This window comes from Micromonospora matsumotoense (assembly GCF_900091525.1).
GTDB classification, from domain to species: Bacteria; Actinomycetota; Actinomycetes; order Mycobacteriales; family Micromonosporaceae; genus Micromonospora; species Micromonospora matsumotoensis.
In genome coordinates this window covers 665,755-681,882 of the sequence record NZ_FMCU01000001.1, presented here as the reverse complement: position 1 = coordinate 681,882, position 16,128 = coordinate 665,755, and the positions used below count along the sequence as shown (strand labels likewise).

General features: G+C 72.8%; 14 protein-coding genes and 1 riboswitch. Of the genes, 5 read left to right on the top strand and 9 right to left on the bottom strand.

Features of this window, described 5'->3' with window-relative positions:
- Positions 1-13: 13 nt before the first annotated feature.
- Positions 14-574, bottom strand: coding sequence for a DsbA family protein (locus tag GA0070216_RS02935; protein ID WP_091238271.1), 561 nt, complete (start codon positions 572-574; stop codon positions 14-16).
- Positions 571-1,068: a redoxin domain-containing protein gene (locus GA0070216_RS02930; RefSeq protein WP_091238268.1), complete on the bottom strand. Its 498-nt coding sequence runs from the start codon at positions 1,066-1,068 to the stop codon at positions 571-573. Before GA0070216_RS02930 ends, GA0070216_RS02935 begins: the two co-directional genes overlap by 4 nt.
- A gap of 185 nt (positions 1,069-1,253) precedes the next feature.
- On the opposite strand from GA0070216_RS02930, the gene GA0070216_RS34350 reads away from it, so the two are divergent.
- Both GA0070216_RS34350 and GA0070216_RS02915 read left to right on the top strand, forming a co-directional pair.
- A complete protein-coding gene (locus GA0070216_RS34350; RefSeq protein ID WP_176738794.1) occupies positions 1,254-3,356 on the top strand; it encodes a brain acid soluble protein 1 in 2,103 nt (700 codons plus the stop codon).
- A gap of 176 nt (positions 3,357-3,532) precedes the next feature.
- Positions 3,533-6,286, top strand: coding sequence for a cellulose-binding domain-containing protein (locus GA0070216_RS02915; RefSeq protein ID WP_091238265.1), 2,754 nt, complete (start codon positions 3,533-3,535; stop codon positions 6,284-6,286).
- A 416-nt stretch (positions 6,287-6,702) separates the two neighbouring features.
- On the opposite strand, the gene GA0070216_RS02910 is transcribed toward GA0070216_RS02915, so the two are convergent.
- Together GA0070216_RS02910 and GA0070216_RS34345 are read right to left on the bottom strand one after the other, a co-directional pair.
- Positions 6,703-7,101, bottom strand: coding sequence for a hypothetical protein (locus GA0070216_RS02910; protein WP_091238261.1), 399 nt, complete (start codon positions 7,099-7,101; stop codon positions 6,703-6,705).
- 198 nt (positions 7,102-7,299) lie between these two features.
- The gene (locus tag GA0070216_RS34345) at positions 7,300-7,452 is read right to left on the bottom strand and encodes a hypothetical protein (RefSeq protein WP_176738793.1); all 153 of its coding nucleotides are present in this window, start codon (positions 7,450-7,452) and stop codon (positions 7,300-7,302) included.
- Positions 7,453-7,785: 333 nt separating this feature from the next.
- Here GA0070216_RS34345 and GA0070216_RS02905 point away from each other — a divergent pair, with 333 nt between their 5' ends.
- Together GA0070216_RS02905 and GA0070216_RS02900 are read left to right on the top strand one after the other, a co-directional pair.
- Positions 7,786-8,148, top strand: coding sequence for an STAS domain-containing protein (locus tag GA0070216_RS02905; protein ID WP_091238258.1), 363 nt, complete (start codon positions 7,786-7,788; stop codon positions 8,146-8,148).
- Between the two features lie 97 nt (positions 8,149-8,245).
- On the top strand, positions 8,246-8,713 hold the full coding sequence (locus GA0070216_RS02900) for a hypothetical protein (protein WP_091238255.1): 468 nt from the start codon (positions 8,246-8,248) through the stop codon (positions 8,711-8,713).
- 145 nt (positions 8,714-8,858) lie between these two features.
- On the opposite strand, the gene GA0070216_RS02895 is transcribed toward GA0070216_RS02900, so the two are convergent.
- The 4 genes from GA0070216_RS02895 to GA0070216_RS02880 form a co-directional block, all read right to left on the bottom strand.
- The gene (locus GA0070216_RS02895; RefSeq protein ID WP_091238249.1) at positions 8,859-9,917 is read right to left on the bottom strand and encodes a coiled-coil domain-containing protein; all 1,059 of its coding nucleotides are present in this window, start codon (positions 9,915-9,917) and stop codon (positions 8,859-8,861) included.
- 4 nt (positions 9,918-9,921) lie between these two features.
- Positions 9,922-10,053, bottom strand: a riboswitch (cyclic di-AMP (ydaO/yuaA leader).
- A 196-nt stretch (positions 10,054-10,249) separates the two neighbouring features.
- Entirely contained in the window at positions 10,250-11,164 is a 915-nt protein-coding gene (locus GA0070216_RS02890; RefSeq protein WP_091238946.1) for a cation diffusion facilitator family transporter, read from the bottom strand.
- A 116-nt stretch (positions 11,165-11,280) separates the two neighbouring features.
- On the bottom strand, positions 11,281-13,398 hold the full coding sequence (locus GA0070216_RS02885) for a HelD family protein (protein WP_091238246.1): 2,118 nt from the start codon (positions 13,396-13,398) through the stop codon (positions 11,281-11,283).
- Positions 13,399-13,606: 208 nt separating this feature from the next.
- Positions 13,607-14,587: an alpha/beta fold hydrolase gene (locus GA0070216_RS02880; protein ID WP_091238943.1), complete on the bottom strand. Its 981-nt coding sequence runs from the start codon at positions 14,585-14,587 to the stop codon at positions 13,607-13,609.
- Positions 14,588-14,921: 334 nt separating this feature from the next.
- Between GA0070216_RS02880 and GA0070216_RS02875 the strand changes: the two genes are divergently transcribed.
- A complete protein-coding gene (locus tag GA0070216_RS02875; RefSeq protein WP_091238941.1) occupies positions 14,922-15,497 on the top strand; it encodes a carbonic anhydrase in 576 nt (191 codons plus the stop codon).
- Between the two features lie 113 nt (positions 15,498-15,610).
- On the opposite strand, the gene GA0070216_RS02870 is transcribed toward GA0070216_RS02875, so the two are convergent.
- Complete coding sequence (locus tag GA0070216_RS02870; RefSeq protein ID WP_091238244.1) at positions 15,611-15,940, bottom strand: hypothetical protein; 330 nt, start codon at positions 15,938-15,940, stop codon at positions 15,611-15,613.
- Positions 15,941-16,128: the final 188 nt, after the last annotated feature.

The following is a 16,128-nucleotide window of genomic DNA, read 5'->3' as shown; positions in this document are numbered from 1 at the left end:
CGCGGCGCGGGGGTTAGGGGGTGGGGGTGGGGGTGGGGGTGGCGTCTACTGCGGTGAGGAGGTCGGGTAGGTCGACGCCGCCCTCGTGGCGGTGGTCGCCGATGAAGAGGGTGGGGGTGCCGTTCACCCCGCTGCGGATGCCGCCGGTGAAGTCGTGCCGGACCCGGTCGCCGTACGTGTGCCGGTCGACCTCCGCGTCGATCTCGTCCGGCAGGAGACCCAGCTGCTCCACGCCGAGCGACAGGTGAACGGGATCGAGTTGGTCCTGGTGCTCGTAGAGCCAGTCGTGCATCTCCCAGAACCGCCCCCGGCGGCCGGCGGCCTCGGCCACCTCGGCGGCCCGTTCGGCGTACGGGTGGAGGTTGGTGATCGGGAAGTGCCGGTAGACCAACCGGACGGTGTCCCGGCGCTGCCGCAGCAACTCCGCCAGGTTGGGGTGCGCCGCTCCGCAGAACGGGCACTGGAAGTCGCCGTACTGCACGATGGTGACCGGTGCGTCCAGTGGCCCACGAATATGGTCGATTTCGGTCACGGGTACCCGGAGCCGGGCGGTGACCTGCAACGGGGTGCTCATCGGGCCGTCACCTGCCGCCCGGTGCCGAGTTGGTCCAACGCGTCGAGGATGCCGTCGGCGCCCGGGTTCACCTCGGCGGGGGACAGGTAGCTCCAGGCCACCGCCCCGGCCGGGTCGACCACCACCAGGGCCCGGCCGGCCTGCCCCTGCGGGGTGTACACCCCGTAGCCGCGGGTCACCTCGCCCTTCGGTTCGAAGTCGGCCAGCAGCGGGAACCGGACGCCCCGGGCCTCGGCGAAGGCCCGGTGCGACCAGAGGCTGTCCACCGAGATGCCCAGCACCACCGCGTCGTACCGCGCGAACTCCGGCATCGCGGCCTGGTAGAGCGCCATCTGGTCGCCGCAGACCGGGGACCAGTCGGCGGGATAGAAGGCCAGCACCACCGGCCGGCCACGGAACTGCCCGGGTCCGGTCCGTCGCCCGTCCGGGGTGGCCGGCAGGGTGAAGTCGGGGGCCGGCGTCCCGGGTCGGATCAGCCCGTCGGGTCCAGTCATGTCTCCCACCTTCCGGCGGGTCGGGTGAGGGCGGCTCACCCGACCCGGGTGGTCCTCGGTCGCTGCCCCTCAGATCGGATTCGGACGTCGAAGGGGACCCCTGGTCGAAATCCGGGCGGGTTGCGGTGTCGACAACCGGATCGGACTCGGGCAGTCTGACGGACGGCAAAGGACGGGGTGGAGAGATGAACGTCGATCAGGTGCGGATCTTCGGTCGCCGGCTGGCGGGCGTGTCGTGGCGGCTGGCCCGGCACGAGTGGACCCTGGCGGCGCTCGCCGCACTGTTGCTGGCCGTGGTGCTGACCTGGCCGACCCTGCGGGACCCGGCGAGCACCATCCCGCAGGACACCGGCGACCCGACGCTCCAGGCGTGGCAGGTGGCCTGGGGCGGACACGCCCTGCTCACCAACCCGTTCCAGGTCTGGCACTCGAACACGTTCTATCCGGAGCCGTACACCTACGCCTACTCCGACACCCTGCTCGGGTACGCCCCGTTCGGGATGATCGGGGACGGTCCAGTGGCCGCAGTGGTCCGTTACAACCTGCTCTACCTGCTGACCCACGCCCTCGCCCTGTTCGGGGCGTACGCGCTGGCCCGGCAGGTGGGGGCCGGCCGGGCCGGTGCGGCGGTGGCCGGGGTGTCGTTCGCCTACGCCCCGTGGAAGCTCGCCCAGGCCGGTCACCTGCACGTGCTCAGCATCGGGGGGATCGCCCTCGCGTTGGCCATGCTGGCCCGGGGGCACGGCTGGTCACTGCGGCACGGCCACCGGCCCGACCGGGTCCGCCCCGGCTGGGTGGTCGCCGGGTGGGTGGTCGCCGCCTGGCAGGTCACCCTCGGCTTCGGCATCGGCCTGCCCTTCGCGTACGCGCTGGGAGTGCTCTGCCTCGGCAGTGCGGTGACGTACGGCGTGGTCTGGTGGCGGCGGCGGGCCCGGCCGGCGGTGCCGCGCCGTCTGCTCCTGGCCGACCTGGCCGGCGGGATCGGATTCGCCGGGGTGACCCTGGCGATGGCCGTGCCGTACTTCGAGGTGGTGGCCCGCAACCCGTCCGGCCGGCGCACGGTGGCCCAGATCGAGATGTTCTCCCCGCCGTGGCGGGGGTTCGTCACCGCGCCGCCGGAGTCCTGGCTATGGGGGGAGCGGCACGAGGCGGCCCGCGCCACGCTCGGCTTCCCGGGGGAGATGACCCTGCTGCCCGGGGTGGTGCTGCTGTCGCTGGCGATGGCCGGGATCTTCTTCTCCGTGTGGCGGTTGCGGCACCGGCTGATGCTGGCCGGCGCGGCACTGGTCAGCATGGCGCTCGCGGCGGGCACCACGTTCGGTGGTGACGGCAACCCGGGCTACGTGACGCTGGTCGAGCACGCCCCGGGCTGGGACGGGGTGCGCACCCCGGGTCGGCTGGTGCTGTGGACAACCCTGCTGCTCGGCCTGCTCGCCGCCGGTGCGTTGACGGTGCGTGAGCCGGCGTCCCGGGCCGCCCGGGACCCGCAACCGGCACCGGGGTCGACGGGGGAACAGCCGGCGGAACCAGGCGCGGAGGCGGAGCTGGCGGTGGGGCCGGGGGCGCAGCCGGCGCTGCGACCGGCGGCATCGGCCGTGCCGGTGGAGTCGGAAGAGGAGGCGCAGGCCGCGCTGCGGCCGGCCGGGTCGACCGTCCCGGCGGCGTCGGCTGCGAAGGTGGAATCGGCCGTTTCGGCCGGGTCTGCCGTGCCGGGGGAGTCGGCCGTTGCCGGGGAGTCGGCCGTTCCGGCGCAGGCGCAACCGGCGCGGCCGTTGCTGCGGTCGGCGGCGTGGTCCGGGTCGCCGGCCGAGCAGGCGGCCACCCGGGAGTCGACCCCGAAGCGGGACGGTCAGCGGTGGCGGCTGGCCCGGTTGGCGTTGGTGGTGCCGTTGTTGCTGGTCCTGCTGGAGGGGGTCAACCGCACCCCGCACGTGCCGGCGCCGGAGCAACCGGCCGCGCTGCGCGGGCTGACCGGCCCGGCGTTGGTGCTGCCCAGCGACGGCATCCGGGAACTGCACGTGATGCTCTGGTCCACCGACGGGTTCCCCAAGGTGGTCAACGGGCTCGCCTCGTTCACCCCGCAGGCCCAGGAGCGGATCCGGGCGGTGAGCATGACCTTCCCGGACGCCACCTCGGTGGCGTACCTGCGGCAGGTCGGGCTGCGCACGGTGGTGCTGCTGCCCGGCTGGGCCGCCGGCACCCCGTGGGCCGACGTGGCCACCCGGCCGGTGGACGGGCTGGGCATCAGTCGCGAGATCGTCGGTGAGGACGTCATCTACCGGCTCTGATGGCCGAGTTAGTTGGGAGCGCTTCCTAATTCGGCGGCGCAGCGGTTACTGTTGACTTCTTCTTCGGCAGCGGGAGCCAAGCGTGCCGGCGGGGAGCCAGGGCAGCTCTTCGCACCCGTCGACGTCCCTCCTGGGGCGTCGCACCCTCACCCTGGCATTCCCGAGAGGAACCGCAGATGCGGAGAAGTCTCGTCGGCGCGGTCACCACCGTGCTGGCCGCTGCCACGGCCGTCGTGGCCGTCCAGTTCACCATCGCACCCTCCACCCAAGCCGCCGCCGCCGCGGCGGCCGAGCCGTACAACTGGAAGAACGTCCGGATCGACGGCGGTGGCTTCGTCCCCGGCATCGTCTTCAATCCGACCGAGAAGAACCTGATCTACGCGCGCACCGACATCGGCGGCGCGTACCGGTGGGAGCAGTCCAGCCAGTCCTGGACACCGCTGCTCGACTGGGTCGGCGCGGACAAGTGGGGCTACAACGGGGTGGTCAGCCTGGCCACCGACCCGGTGCAGACCAACCGGGTGTACGCCGCCGTCGGCATGTACACCAACGACTGGGACCCGAACAACGGCGCGATCCTGCGCTCGGCCGACAAGGGCGCCACCTGGCAGGCCACCGCGCTGCCGTTCAAGAACGGCGGCAACATGCCCGGCCGGGGCATGGGGGAGCGGCTCGCCGTCGACCCCAACAAGAACAGCGTGCTCTACTACGGCGCCGAGGGCGGCAACGGTCTGTGGCGCAGCACCGACTTCGGGGCCACCTGGGCCAAGGTGGCGAACTTCCCGAACGTCGGCAACTACCGGGCCGACCCCAACGACACCACCGGCTACCAGAGCCAGAACCAGGGTCTGACCTGGGTCACCTTCGACAAGAGCACCGGTACGGCCGGCAACGCCACCCAGACCATCTACGTCGGGGTGGCGGACAAGGCCAACCCGGTGTACCGCTCGACCAACGGTGGCACCACGTGGGAGCGGATCGCCGGTCAACCCACCGGTTACCTGGCCCACAAGGGCGTGGTCGACCCGGTCGGCGGCTTCCTCTACATCGCCACCAGCGACACCGGCGGCCCGTACGACGGGGGCAAGGGTGACGTGTGGAAGTTCAACCGGGCCACCGGCGCGTGGACGCAGATCAGCCCGATCCCGTCGTCCAGCAGTGACGCCTACTTCGGCTACTCGGGTCTGACCATCGACCGGCAGCATCCGAACACCCTGATGGTCGCCACCCAGATCTCCTGGTGGCCGGACGCGATCTTCTTCCGCAGCACCGACGGCGGCGCGACCTGGACCCGGATCTGGGAGTTCGCCAGCTACCCGGAGCGCACCAAGAAGTTCAAGATGGACATCAGCTCGGTGCCGTGGCTGACCTTCGGCACCAACCCGGCGCCCCCGGAGGAGACCCCGAAGCTGGGCTGGATGAACGAGTCGGTGGAGATCGACCCGTTCGACTCGAACCGCTTCATGTACGGCACCGGCGCGACCATCTACGGCAGCACCGACCTCACCAAGTGGGACACCGGCGGCCAGTTCACCATCAAGCCGATGGTGAAGGGCCTGGAGGAGACCGCCGTACAGGACCTGATCAGCCCGCCCACCGGGGCGCCGCTGATCAGCGGGCTCGGGGACATCGGCGGCTTCCGGCACACCGACCTGGACGCGGTGCCGCCGATGCTGTTCACCCAGCCGGTCTTCACCACCACCACCAGCCTCGACTACGCCGAGGCCAACCCGGCGACGATGGTCCGGGCCGGGAACTTCACCGACGCCGACCGCCCCAACGACAGCCACATCGCGTTCTCCACCGACGGTGGGGCGAACTGGTTCCAGGGCAGCGAGCCGGGCGGGGTCAACAACGGCGGCACGGTCGCCGCCGCCGCCGACGGCAGCCAGTTCGTCTGGGCCCCCGGTGACGCCGGGCAGCAGGTGATCCGCTCGGTCGGGTTCGGCAACTCGTGGACCGCCGCCACCGGCATCCCGGCCAACGCGGTGGTCGAGTCCGACCGGGTCAACAAGAACAAGTTCTACGGCTTCAGCGGTGGCAAGTTCTATGTCAGCACCAACGGCGGGGCCAGCTTCACCGCCTCCGCCGCCACCGGCCTGCCCACCACCGGCAACGTCAAGTTCAAGGCGGTGCCCGGCAAGGAGGGCGACATCTGGCTGGCCGGCGAGGGTGGGCTGTGGCGCTCCACCGACTCCGGGGCCACCTTCACCACGCTGGCCGGGGTGTCGGCGGCGGTGAACGTCGGCTTCGGCAAGGCTGCCCCCGGGCAGACGTACCCGGCGGTGTTCACCTTCGGCACCGTCGACGGCAAGGCCGGCGTCTACCGCTCCGACAACACCGGCGCGGCCTGGGTGCGGATCAACGACGACCAGCACCAGTACGGCAACGCGGGCGATGCGTTGACCGGCGACCCGAGGGTCTACGGCCGGGTCTACCTGGGCACCAACGGCCGGGGCATCCTGGTCGCCGACCGGCTCGGCGGCACCCCCACCCCGACGCCGACGACCCCCAACCCGACCACGCCGCCGCCCACCACCCCGCCACCGACCACGCCGCCGCCGACGACCCCGCCGCCCACCACGCCGCCGCCGACGACCCCGCCACCGACGACCCCGCCGCCGACCGGTGGCTGCGCGGCGACGTACAAGGTGACCGGTTCGTGGCCGGGTGGCTTCCAGGGTGAGGTGACGGTGCGGAACGCGGGCACCGCGCCGATCGCCGGTTGGACGCTCGGCTGGACGTTCGCCAACGGCCAGACGATCAACTCGCTCTGGGGCGGCACGCTGACCCAGACCGGGGCGACCGTCGCGGTGCGTGACGCCGGATGGAACGGCGGGCTCGGTGCCGGTGCCACCACCAGCATCGGCTTCACCGCCAACGTGACCGGCAGCAACACCGTCCCGGCGGTCACCTGCACCAGTCGCTGACAACTATCCGACACCCGCCGGCTCCCCCGATCCACCTGGGGGAGCCGGCGGCCTGTCCAGCCCCGTGCGGACCACGTTGATCCACTCATTGGTGGCGATGTAGCGGCATCAACTCGTGGTTGGGCCGCTACATCGGCCCAACAGAGTGGATCATGGGCCGGCCTGCTCGCCTGCCCCGCAGGGAGGGGAGTCCGGCGGCGGCCCTGCGGGTGGGTGAGGCGGTTCGGATCGGCGGGTGGGATCAGCGGGGCCGTACCTGCAGGTCGGGGTGGCGGGTTGGACCTGTGGGTCGGGGTGGCAGGTCGGGGTGGCGGGTCGGACCTGCGGGTCGGGGTGGCGGGGGGCGGAACGGCGCAGGCCCCGGTCGACGCCGAGGGGCGCGACCGGGGCCTGCCGTGCAACGGGGCCGGGGCGGGTCAGTCGTCCAGGCCGACCGGGGAGTTGGGCCGGTCCACGTCGACGAACTCGATGTCGTCGGCGGCCCGGTCGCCTCCGCTGCCGGCGGCCCGTGCGGCGGTGCCGGCGGCCCAGCCGATCGCCGCGCCGACCAGCGCGGCGCTGATCAGCAGGGTCCAGGGCAGCGCCTGACGGCGGCCGGCGAGCGCGTCGAAGGCGAGCGTCGCGCGGCGGCGTGCCTCGTCGGCCGTCGAGCCGACCAGGTCGCCGGCGTCGGACAACCCGGAGTCCCGGACCGACCTGGCGGCGTCACGGACGCTGTCACCGGCGGAGTCGACCGCCGAGAGCAGGTGGTGCCAGGCCTGGTCGGCGATCCGCTCGGGCCTGCTGCGGCGCTCCAGAAGGTTGCTGCCGAACATCGTGATTACCTCCTCGGGTGCCGAAGTCTGCGGCCACTTCGGACTTCGTCGTCTCTGCGGCGTGTGACGGTTCTCGCACCGACCGTACCCGGCCGGTCGCCGAGCACCCGGCGGTCACCGAGTGCCAGGCCGCTCATCGAGCAGTGCCCCGCCCGGTCGGACCGCAAACCCGCTTCGGGCAGATCGCAGATCCGGGTTCTAGCGGACCATGACCACGGACGTCGCACGGGCGAAATCGTCGTCGTCATCGTCATCGTCGTCGTCTCCGCCGCCGCCGCCGCCGAAGCCGCAGGCCAGTACGAGGGCGAGCAGCGCGCCGACCCCGGCCAGCCCGAGCAGTCTTTTGATCATCGATCCGTCTCCTCGATCGTGGTGACCCATCTCTCGCCCACATTAGGCACCGGGCACAACCTGCGCCGGGAGGTCGGGCAGGGCTCGCCCGACCTTCCGGTTCCGGCTGCGGGTGGACCCGGACCGCTACTCTGGGACGGTTGGAACGGCCGAGCTGTGTCGTTCGTCGGAGAGAGCAGGACCAGCAACGGGACGGTGAGGGACGGTCCGGTCCGTCCGGATCCGCGAATTGCTCATCCCGAGGGGTGGCGACCGAGGCCATCGGAGGAATACTCTCGGTCGCGGCCCGCGTACTGATGAGGCGCCCGGAGACGGGCGAGTGGAGGTGCTCGCGTGAGCCTGTCGATCGTGAAGTCGGTTCTGCCGGCCGGTGTCATCGAGATCGCCCCCCGTGGGGAGATCGACGTCGACACCGCATACGAGGTACGTGAGGCGATCGCCGACGTGCTGGCCAAGGGCCGGCCCGCTCGGATCGAGCTCAACATGCGACTGGTCACCTTCATCGACTCCGTCGGGATCAGCGCGATGGTCGCCGGGTTCCAGACCGCCGAGGTCAGCGGGGTCAAGCTGATCGTCACCGAACCGAGCCGGTTCGTGCACCGGCAGCTCTGGGTGACCGGCCTGCTCGGTCTCTTCGGTGCGCCGGAGCCGTACTTCGCCGGTGCCGCCACGCCCGAGGTGCTGCCGGGCGCCTGACCGCCCCACCGTCGACGTCCGTGCCGTCCGGCCGGGACGTTGCCAGTGCGTCTCCGGTACGGCACGATCGTGCGACCGACGACGGTCAGGAGGCCCGGTGGTCCGGCGGGAGAGCTTCAGCTACACGGTGCAGGCGCGCTGCTCACAGGCGGACGCGGTGGCGCTGCTGAGCGACCTGTCCCGGCAGGAGGAGCTGCATCCCCTGATCGTCCGGGTACGGCGGTTGCCGGCCCGGCCGGGTGCCCTGGCCAGCTATGCGATCACCGATCGGCTGGAGTTGGGGCCGCTGCGGTTCCCCGTCACCTATCAGGCGGATGTGCTGCTGGCCGGCGACGACGAGATCGTGACGGTGGCCCGGCAGCAGCCGGGCACCACGGTCCGCAACCACACCCGGCTCCGGGTGGAGGGTGAGATGCTGCGGATCGACGTGGAGATCACCCTCACCGCGCCGGCACCGTTGTTCGGCTATGCCTTCCGTCAGGCCCGCGCCGCCCACCTGGGGCTGGCCAGCCGGCTCGGCGCGGTGCTGGACGGCCGGGCCGGCGACCCCCCATCCACGGACTGACCGACCCCGCGACGCCCCGTGCCCTGAGCGGCGATCTCGCGCCCAAGGACTGACCGGGCGGCGACCTCGCCACGGCCGACGGGCGTGGCGCCGGCCGGGCCCGTCGGCCGGTGGCCCGCCGTCGTGGGCGGGCCACCGGGCCGGCTCAGATCATCGACAGGTGCACGTGGTTGGTGTGGTCGCTGGACGGGTCACCGTTGCCCCCGCTGTAGGACTTCCACCCGCTGCTCGGCAGCCAGATCCGCTTGAACCAGATCACGTAGAGCACGCCGAGCCGGTCGGCGTTGCGGATGAAGTACGCGGCGAGGTTGTTGCCGTACGTCCGGTCGCCGCCACTGGCCACCCCACCGAAGCCGTTCTTCTGGGCGGCGAAGTCGCACGCCCGGCCCTTGGGGTGCTCACCGGAACCGCTGGGCCGGTGGCAGGAGACGTACCGGGTGAAACCGGCCGCCTTGGCCTGCTGGAGGGCGTTGAGGGTGCGGGGGGTGATGCAGCCGTTGGCCGGGGTCGGGTCGTTGACGCTGCACGACTCGGACGGCCAGGAACCGTCGGAGTTGCGGGGCGACCCCTTGGCGTTGCTGCTGGACGTGCCGTCCGAGCTGCCGGAGTCGGTGGAGGCGGGGGTCGGCTTGTCGGCGGCGGCCACCGCCAGTGCGCGTTCGGCCTGATCCTTGCGCTTGCCCATGGTGGCGACCTGCTTGCGCTGTTCGGTGATCTCCCGGCTCACGGCGGCCCGGGTCCGGGTGGCCTGGTCCCGGGTGTCGATCATCTTGCGCAGTTCCTGGTCCTCCCGGGCCGCGACCGTCTCCAGCGCCGACGCGCGGTCCATGAAGCCGCCGGGGCTGCTGCTGTTGAGCAGGGCGGACATCGGTCCGAGGCGGCCGGTGCGGTAGGCCGCACCGGCGATCTCGCCGACCTTGCCGGTCTGCACGACCAACTCTGCCTCGATGGTCTTGAGCTGGCCGTCCAACTCCTGCTGGCGCTTGGTGGAACGCTCCAGGGCGGCCTTCGCGCCGATCCACCCCTTGCTGGCCGCGTCGAGCTGGTCGCGCAGCGCCGGGGTGCCGCCCTCCTCGTCGTCGCCGGGGGCGGCGAGCCGGGTGGTGGGCGCGGCGACGGCCGGGGTGAACGGCGCGGACGACACGCCCAGGGCGAGCGCCGTGACGACTGCGGCCAGTAGTCGCGTGGTGGTGCGTACGTGCATGCGAATGTCCTTCCGTCAGCCGCCGACCGGGTTAGCTGACGGGTTCGGGACGGAAGATCCCTACCGCTGACGCGGATGCACCCCAGGAACATGGTTCCCCGGTTCGCCCTGGTGGGCGATTAGGCGGCGGCCACTGCCGGCGCCGGTGGGCGCCGCCTGGCGGAGGCCGGAGCCGAGCCTACCGGTACGCGTGGGACAGCTGCCTACCTCGTGACTGAGGGTACGAGAGTGAATACTACTAAAAGGGCCAAACGGCACAAATTGCTAACGATCTTCGGTCCGGTGTCCCGGGAAGTGAGCGCGGTCCGGTGTCCGTCGGGACGCGACCGGGGTCACCAGTGGGCCGGGCCGCAGGCGCCGGGGCTGGCTCCGGGCTCGATCTGAAGGGTGGCGTGCTCGATGTGGAAGTCGTCCCGCAGGGCCCCCCGGGCGGCGGCGAGCACGGTGCCGACCTCGGCGTCGCCGGCCAGGGTGAGGTGGGCCGAGGCGACGTCCATGCCGGAGGTGAGCGTCCAGACGTGCAGGTCGTGCACCTCGGCGACGCCGGGCACGGCGGTCAACCGGTCGTGTACGGCGGTCACCGGCAGATGCTCCGGGGCGGCCTGCACCAGGATGCGCACCGCCGCCCGCCCGAGCCGCCAGGTGCGGGGCAGGATGAACACGCCGATCGCCACGGCGACCACCGGGTCGGCCCACCACCAGCCGGTGCCGGCGATCAGCAGCGCCGCCACGATCACGCCGAGGGAGCCGAGCAGGTCGCCGACCACCTCCAGGTACGCCCCGCGCAGGTTGATGCTCTCCTTGGCGCCCTCGCGCAGCAGGCCGAACGCGACGAGGTTGGCGAGCAGGCCGAGCACCGCCACCACCAGCATCGGGCCGGCCAGCACCTCGGGTGGCTCACCGAAGCGGCGGACCGCCTCGATCAGCACGTAGACCGCCACCCCGCTGAGCAGGACGGCGTTGGCGAGTGCGGCGAGCACCTCCAGCCGGTAGAGGCCGAAGGTGCGCTGCGGGTCCCGGCCGGCCCGCTGGGTGGCGGTGATCGCCGCCAGGGCCATTCCGATGCCGAGGACGTCGGTGAACATGTGCCCGGCGTCGGAGAGCAGGGCCAGCGAGCCGGTGCCGAACGCGGCCACCGCCTCGACCACCATGAACACGGTGAGCAGCCCGAACGCCGCCCAGAGCCGGCCGCGGTGCCGGTGCGCGGCGTTGCTGATCGTCGCGCTGTGGTCATGACCTGCGCCCACGTCCACACCTTCCGTCGCCGCTGCGGACCCGGTCCAATCTATGCTCACATCGCTATGTATGCAACTGACGGTCGGGCCTTCGGCCAGGTCGGTCGGGTCGGTCGGATGTCGGCGGGTCAGCCCGTGGGTTCGACGGTGGTCAGACGCTGGGTGGCCCGGGACAACGCCACATAGAGCGTCCGCACCCCGGAGCCCGGATCGGCCCGGATCTCGCCGGGGCAGACCAGCACCACCCCGTCGTACTCCATGCCCTTGGCCTGGAGACTGGTCACCACCTGGAGGCGCGCCCCGCCCCGGTCGCCCAACCAGCCGGCGACCTCGTCCCGGCGGGGCACCGGCGTGATCACGCCGACCGTCCCCGCCACCTCGGCCAGCACCGCGTCCACCGCGTCCAGCGTCGCCGGGGCCAGCTCCGCCACCGGCACGTGCAGCGCCACCGGGTCCACCCCGGTGGACCGGACCGCGCTCGGCAGCGCCAGGTCGGGATAGATCCGGCGGATCTCCGCCGCCGCCACCGCGAAGATCTCCGCCGAGTTGCGGTAGTTGGTGGAGAGCGTGAAGCGGTGCCGACGCCGCCGGCCCAGCGCCTGGTCCCGGGCCCGGTCCAGCTCCTCCTGGTCACCCGTCCAGGCGGTCTGCGCCGGATCGCCCACCACCGTCCAGGAGGCGAGCCGACCGCGCCGGCCGACCATCCGCCACTGCATCGGCGAGACGTCCTGCGACTCGTCCACCACCACGTGCGCGTAGTCCCGGTAGTCGTCCGGCCGCTCCCGGGCCGCCGCGCGGGCGGCGCGCTGCCGCTCGCCGAAGGTGCTCAGCTCGCGTACCCCGCCGGAGAGCTGGAACGGGTCCCGGTTCGCCTTCTTCGGTCGTACCGGCTTGCCCAGCAGGGCGTCCAACTCGTCGAGGAGGGCGATGTCGGCCACCGTCAGCCCCTCGGCGTCCAACGACCGGTACGCCCCGGCCAGCAACCCGACCTCCGCCCGGGAGAGGATTCCGGCCGCGTACCGGTGCAGCCGATCCGGGCGGGCCAGCCAGCCCAGCACGTGCCGGGGATGCAGCCGGGGCCACCACGCCTTGAGGAACTCCCGGAACTCCGGCCGCTCGATGATCTCGTCCTCGAAGGCGCGCTGCTCGGGCAGCCCGGTGACGGCCACCCGGCGGGCCTGCGCATAGAGCGCGGCGAGCACCCCGTCGAAGCCGGCCCGGCGGACCTCGTTACGGCGGGCCCCGCGGTGCAACACCCGGTCCCGGATGCCGTCCAGCTCACGTCGCTCCAGCCGCAGCAGCGCCCCCCGGTAGAGCAGCCGCAGCTCCTGCGGGCCGTCCGGCACCGCGTCCCGGGCCGCGCGCTCCAGCACCCGACGCATCCGCAGCGAGCCCTTCACCGCCGCCACCTCCGGCCCGTCCGTGCGGGTGGCCGACATGCCGGGGAACAGCGAACCCAGCGAGTGCAGGGTGGCGGTCTCCTCACCCAGCGACGGCAGCACCGAGGCGATGTACTCCACGAAGACCGCCGACGGACCGACCACCAGGATGCCGCCGCCGGCGTACCGGCTGCGGTCGGCATAGAGCAGGTACGCCGCCCGGTGCAGCGCCACCGCCGTCTTTCCGGTGCCCGGCCCGCCGGAGACGATGGTGACCCCCGAACCGGGGGAGCGGATCGCCTCGTCCTGCTCCCGCTGGATGGTCGCGATGATGTCCCGCATCCCCCGCCCGGTCGCCCGGGACAGGGTCGCCAGCAGCGCACCGTCGCCGACCACCGGCATGTCCGGCGGGGCGGCCTCCGGGTCGAGCAGGTCGTCCTCGATCCGGGTGACCTTCTCGTCCGACGAGCTGATCGTGCGCCGCCGCACCACCCCCAGCGGCTCCGCCGGAGTGGCCCGGTAGAAGGCGGCGGCGGCCGGTGCCCGCCAGTCGACCACCAGCGTCTCGGCGTCGTCGCCACGCACCCCGAGCCGCCCGACGTGCAGCACCTGCCGGTCGCGCAGGTCCAGCCGGCCGAAGACCAGCCCCTCGTGCTCGGCGTCCAACAGGTGCCGGCGCTGGGCGGCGTGGAAGACCATGGCGTCCCGCTCCACCAGCGCGCCGAAGGTGCCGACTCCGGCGAGCCGGTAGCCGTCCCGCTCGGCGCGGGCGGCCGCGCGACGCAGTTCGGCGAGCCGGGCGTACACCCGGTCGAGATGCCGTTGTTCGGCGGCGATCTCCTGTTCCAGGGTGGTCTGGTCGGTCAACGTACCGGCTCCTGTGCGACGGCGACGCCGGGCACGGGTGCATGCCAGGCGGAATGAGGGTACGGGCAGCCGCCCACCCGCGTCGGGGCGATACCCGTCCGGCGACCTCCGCCACTTCCGGGGACCTGCCCGACCCGACGCCCCGACGCGCGATGCGCCGGGGCGCCCCGCCGGTGGGTGGGGTGGCACGGGACACCGATGGGGTGGCTCAGCCCGCCGTCGCCCCGGCGGGTGCGGGGCGGCCCGGAGTGCCGGTGGGGCGGCGGGGGCCGGGCGGCGGACCTGCGGGAACGGCGGTCAGCACCCGGTGGAGCACCCCGGCGAGGGCGGCGTTCACCTCGTCCGGACGCTCCATCATCAGCATGTGCCCGGCCCCGGGGCAGACGGTCAGCTCGGTGGCGGGCAGCGCCGCCGCGATCGACTCCGCACAGGGCGGCGGGGTCAACCGGTCCCGGTCGCCGACCAGCGCCGCCGCCGGCAGGTGCGCCAACGCGGTCAGGGTGGCCAACCGGTGCTGGCCGCCGATCGAGGCGCGGAAGCCACCGATCGAGCGCAGCGACGCGCGGGCCACCGCCGAGGTGACCAGGCGGATGTCGGAGGCGGAGCAATGGTCGCCGAAGAGCATCCAGCGGATGCTGGGAGCCAGGGCGCGCAGCAGCGGGCGGGGCGGCCGCCAGGAGCCGCACCGGGCCAGCACCCCCGCCCCGGTGGTCTCGGCGAGCCGGATCAACCGGGCGATCCGGGGCGACAGGCCGTACGCGGTGTGGGTGTGCCCCTCGGCCGTGGTGGAGACGAAAACGAGCCCGGCCGTCCGGGCGGCGAAGTGGGCCGGGTGCCGGTGGGCGTACTCCATCACCGTCATTCCGCCCATCGAGTGCCCGACGAGAACCACCGGCCCGGCCGGGGCCACCTCGTCCAGCACCGCCGCGAGGTCGTCGCCGAGCTGGGCCAGGGTCGCCGTGCGCAGCGCCATACAGCTCGACCGGCCGTGCCCCCGGGCGTCGTAGCTGACCACCCGGACCCGGTCGCCGAACCGGCTCCGCAGGTCGGTGAGCTGCTGGTGCCAGGCCCGACCGTCCAGCGTCCAGCCGTGCAGTAGGACCACGGTGACCTCGGCATCGGCCGGGCCACTCACCTCGACGTGCAGTCGTACCTCGTCGGGTAGCCGCAACTCCCGCTGATCCGGCATCGCCACCTCCCAGGCCACCGGGACACATTCACCGGTGTAACCCGGCGATGACACCGGCTACCCGACATGAGAGCACGCCAACCGTGGTGGTGAGAAGATTCCCGACCCGCCCGCGCGGGGGCGGCCCGGCGACCAGTCTGGAGACATGCCGAGTCCGCCCGCCGGAGCTGCCCGGCCCCCCCGACCGGGACCCCTGGGCGCTGCCGGCCCGCCTCCCGTGCTGCCCGTGGTGCCCCTGTTGCCTGCCGGGCCTGCCGCGACTGACGCGCGCGGGCCTGCCGGGCCTGAGGCGCCTGACGGGTGGCCCCGGGCCGCCTGTCGGCCCGGGGCGGCGCTGGCGGAGCTGCTCGCCGGCAACCGGCGCTTCGTCAGTGGCCGGCCCCTCCACGGGCACGACGTCACCGCCGCCGCGGCCGTCGCCTCCGGTGACCAGCAGCCGTACGCGGTGCTGCTCGGCTGCATCGACTCGCGGGTGCCGCTGGAGGCGATCTTCGACCAGACCTTCGGCTCGATCTGCGTGATCCGCACCGGGGGCCACGTGCTGGACCGGGCCGTCCGGGGTTCGATCGAGTACGTGGTGGACCAGCTCGGGGTGACGCTGGTGATGGTGCTCGGGCACGAGCGGTGCGGTGCGGTGGCCTCGACGGTGCAGAGCCTGCGCACGGGACAGCGGCCGGGCGGGGACCTGGGCTACCTCGTCGACCGGATCGCCCCGGCGGTGGTCGAGGTGGGTGCGCACCACCCGGCCGTCCACCCGCTGGCGGTACGTCGGCACGTACGCCGTACGGTGCGGGCGCTGCGCACCGAGGACCTGCTGGCCGGCCCGGTGACCACCGGTGATGTCGACGTTGTCGGCGCCCTGTACGCCCTGGACACCGGCGAGGTCACCCTGCTCGACGACGGACGTTGACGACCGCCGGCCCCGGGACCGAGCTGCCGTGCCGGCGGCCCGGCGACCGGGAGACGCGGAACCGCCCGTCGGGTGACCCGACGGGCGGTTCCAGGTGTGGTACGGGGGAGGGCTCAGCCCTCGAAGACGCCGGCCTCGACGAGACGCTTCTCGGTCTTGTCCCAGCCGTCGCCCGGGTGGGCGGCGGCGAGGTTGTTGATCTCGGCGCGGATCTTGGTGGCGTGGCCGGCGGTGGCCAGCGTGCGGATCTCCTCCACGAAGGCGTCGGAGTCGGTACGCAGGTGCGCGGTCTTGCCGTTGGTCAGGTTCCGCACGTAGGCGTGCTTGCCGCCGTTGAGCGGGATGAGGTACTTGAACTCGCCCAGCACGCTGAGGGCGCCACCCTGGCCAGCCTGGCCGGCCCGGACTGACGCGCGCGCGGTCTTAGAGGTGTTGCTCGCCACGGAGATGCTCCTTGCAAGACGTACGGGAGGACGGGGAACGTCCGGGGGCTGTAGCGGGTGACGCCCGGGTTGGCCATCTGACGCCCGAGTGATTCATCGGCCCGCGAAGTGGTACGACGGCACAGAACCGCCCAGGGAAATATACACGACCACGGTGTCTGGCAGCTCACCGTGCCCGTCGGAGAGCA

What these genes read in the sequence shown, in the direction of transcription:
- GA0070216_RS02880 (WP_091238943.1), bottom strand. Translation starts at nt 14,587, where the DNA reads ATGCCGGATCAGCGGGAGTTGCGGCTACCCGACGAGGTACGACTGCAC.
- GA0070216_RS02895 (WP_091238249.1), bottom strand. Translation starts at nt 9,917, where the DNA reads ATGCACGTACGCACCACCACGCGACTACTGGCCGCAGTCGTCACGGCG.
- GA0070216_RS02910 (WP_091238261.1), bottom strand. Translation starts at nt 7,101, where the DNA reads ATGTTCGGCAGCAACCTTCTGGAGCGCCGCAGCAGGCCCGAGCGGATC.
- GA0070216_RS02935 (WP_091238271.1), bottom strand. Translation starts at nt 574, where the DNA reads ATGAGCACCCCGTTGCAGGTCACCGCCCGGCTCCGGGTACCCGTGACC.
- GA0070216_RS02915 (WP_091238265.1), top strand. Translation starts at nt 3,533, where the DNA reads ATGCGGAGAAGTCTCGTCGGCGCGGTCACCACCGTGCTGGCCGCTGCC.
- GA0070216_RS02930 (WP_091238268.1), bottom strand. Translation starts at nt 1,068, where the DNA reads ATGACTGGACCCGACGGGCTGATCCGACCCGGGACGCCGGCCCCCGAC.
- GA0070216_RS34345 (WP_176738793.1), bottom strand. Translation starts at nt 7,452, where the DNA reads ATGATCAAAAGACTGCTCGGGCTGGCCGGGGTCGGCGCGCTGCTCGCC.
- GA0070216_RS34350 (WP_176738794.1), top strand. Translation starts at nt 1,254, where the DNA reads ATGAACGTCGATCAGGTGCGGATCTTCGGTCGCCGGCTGGCGGGCGTG.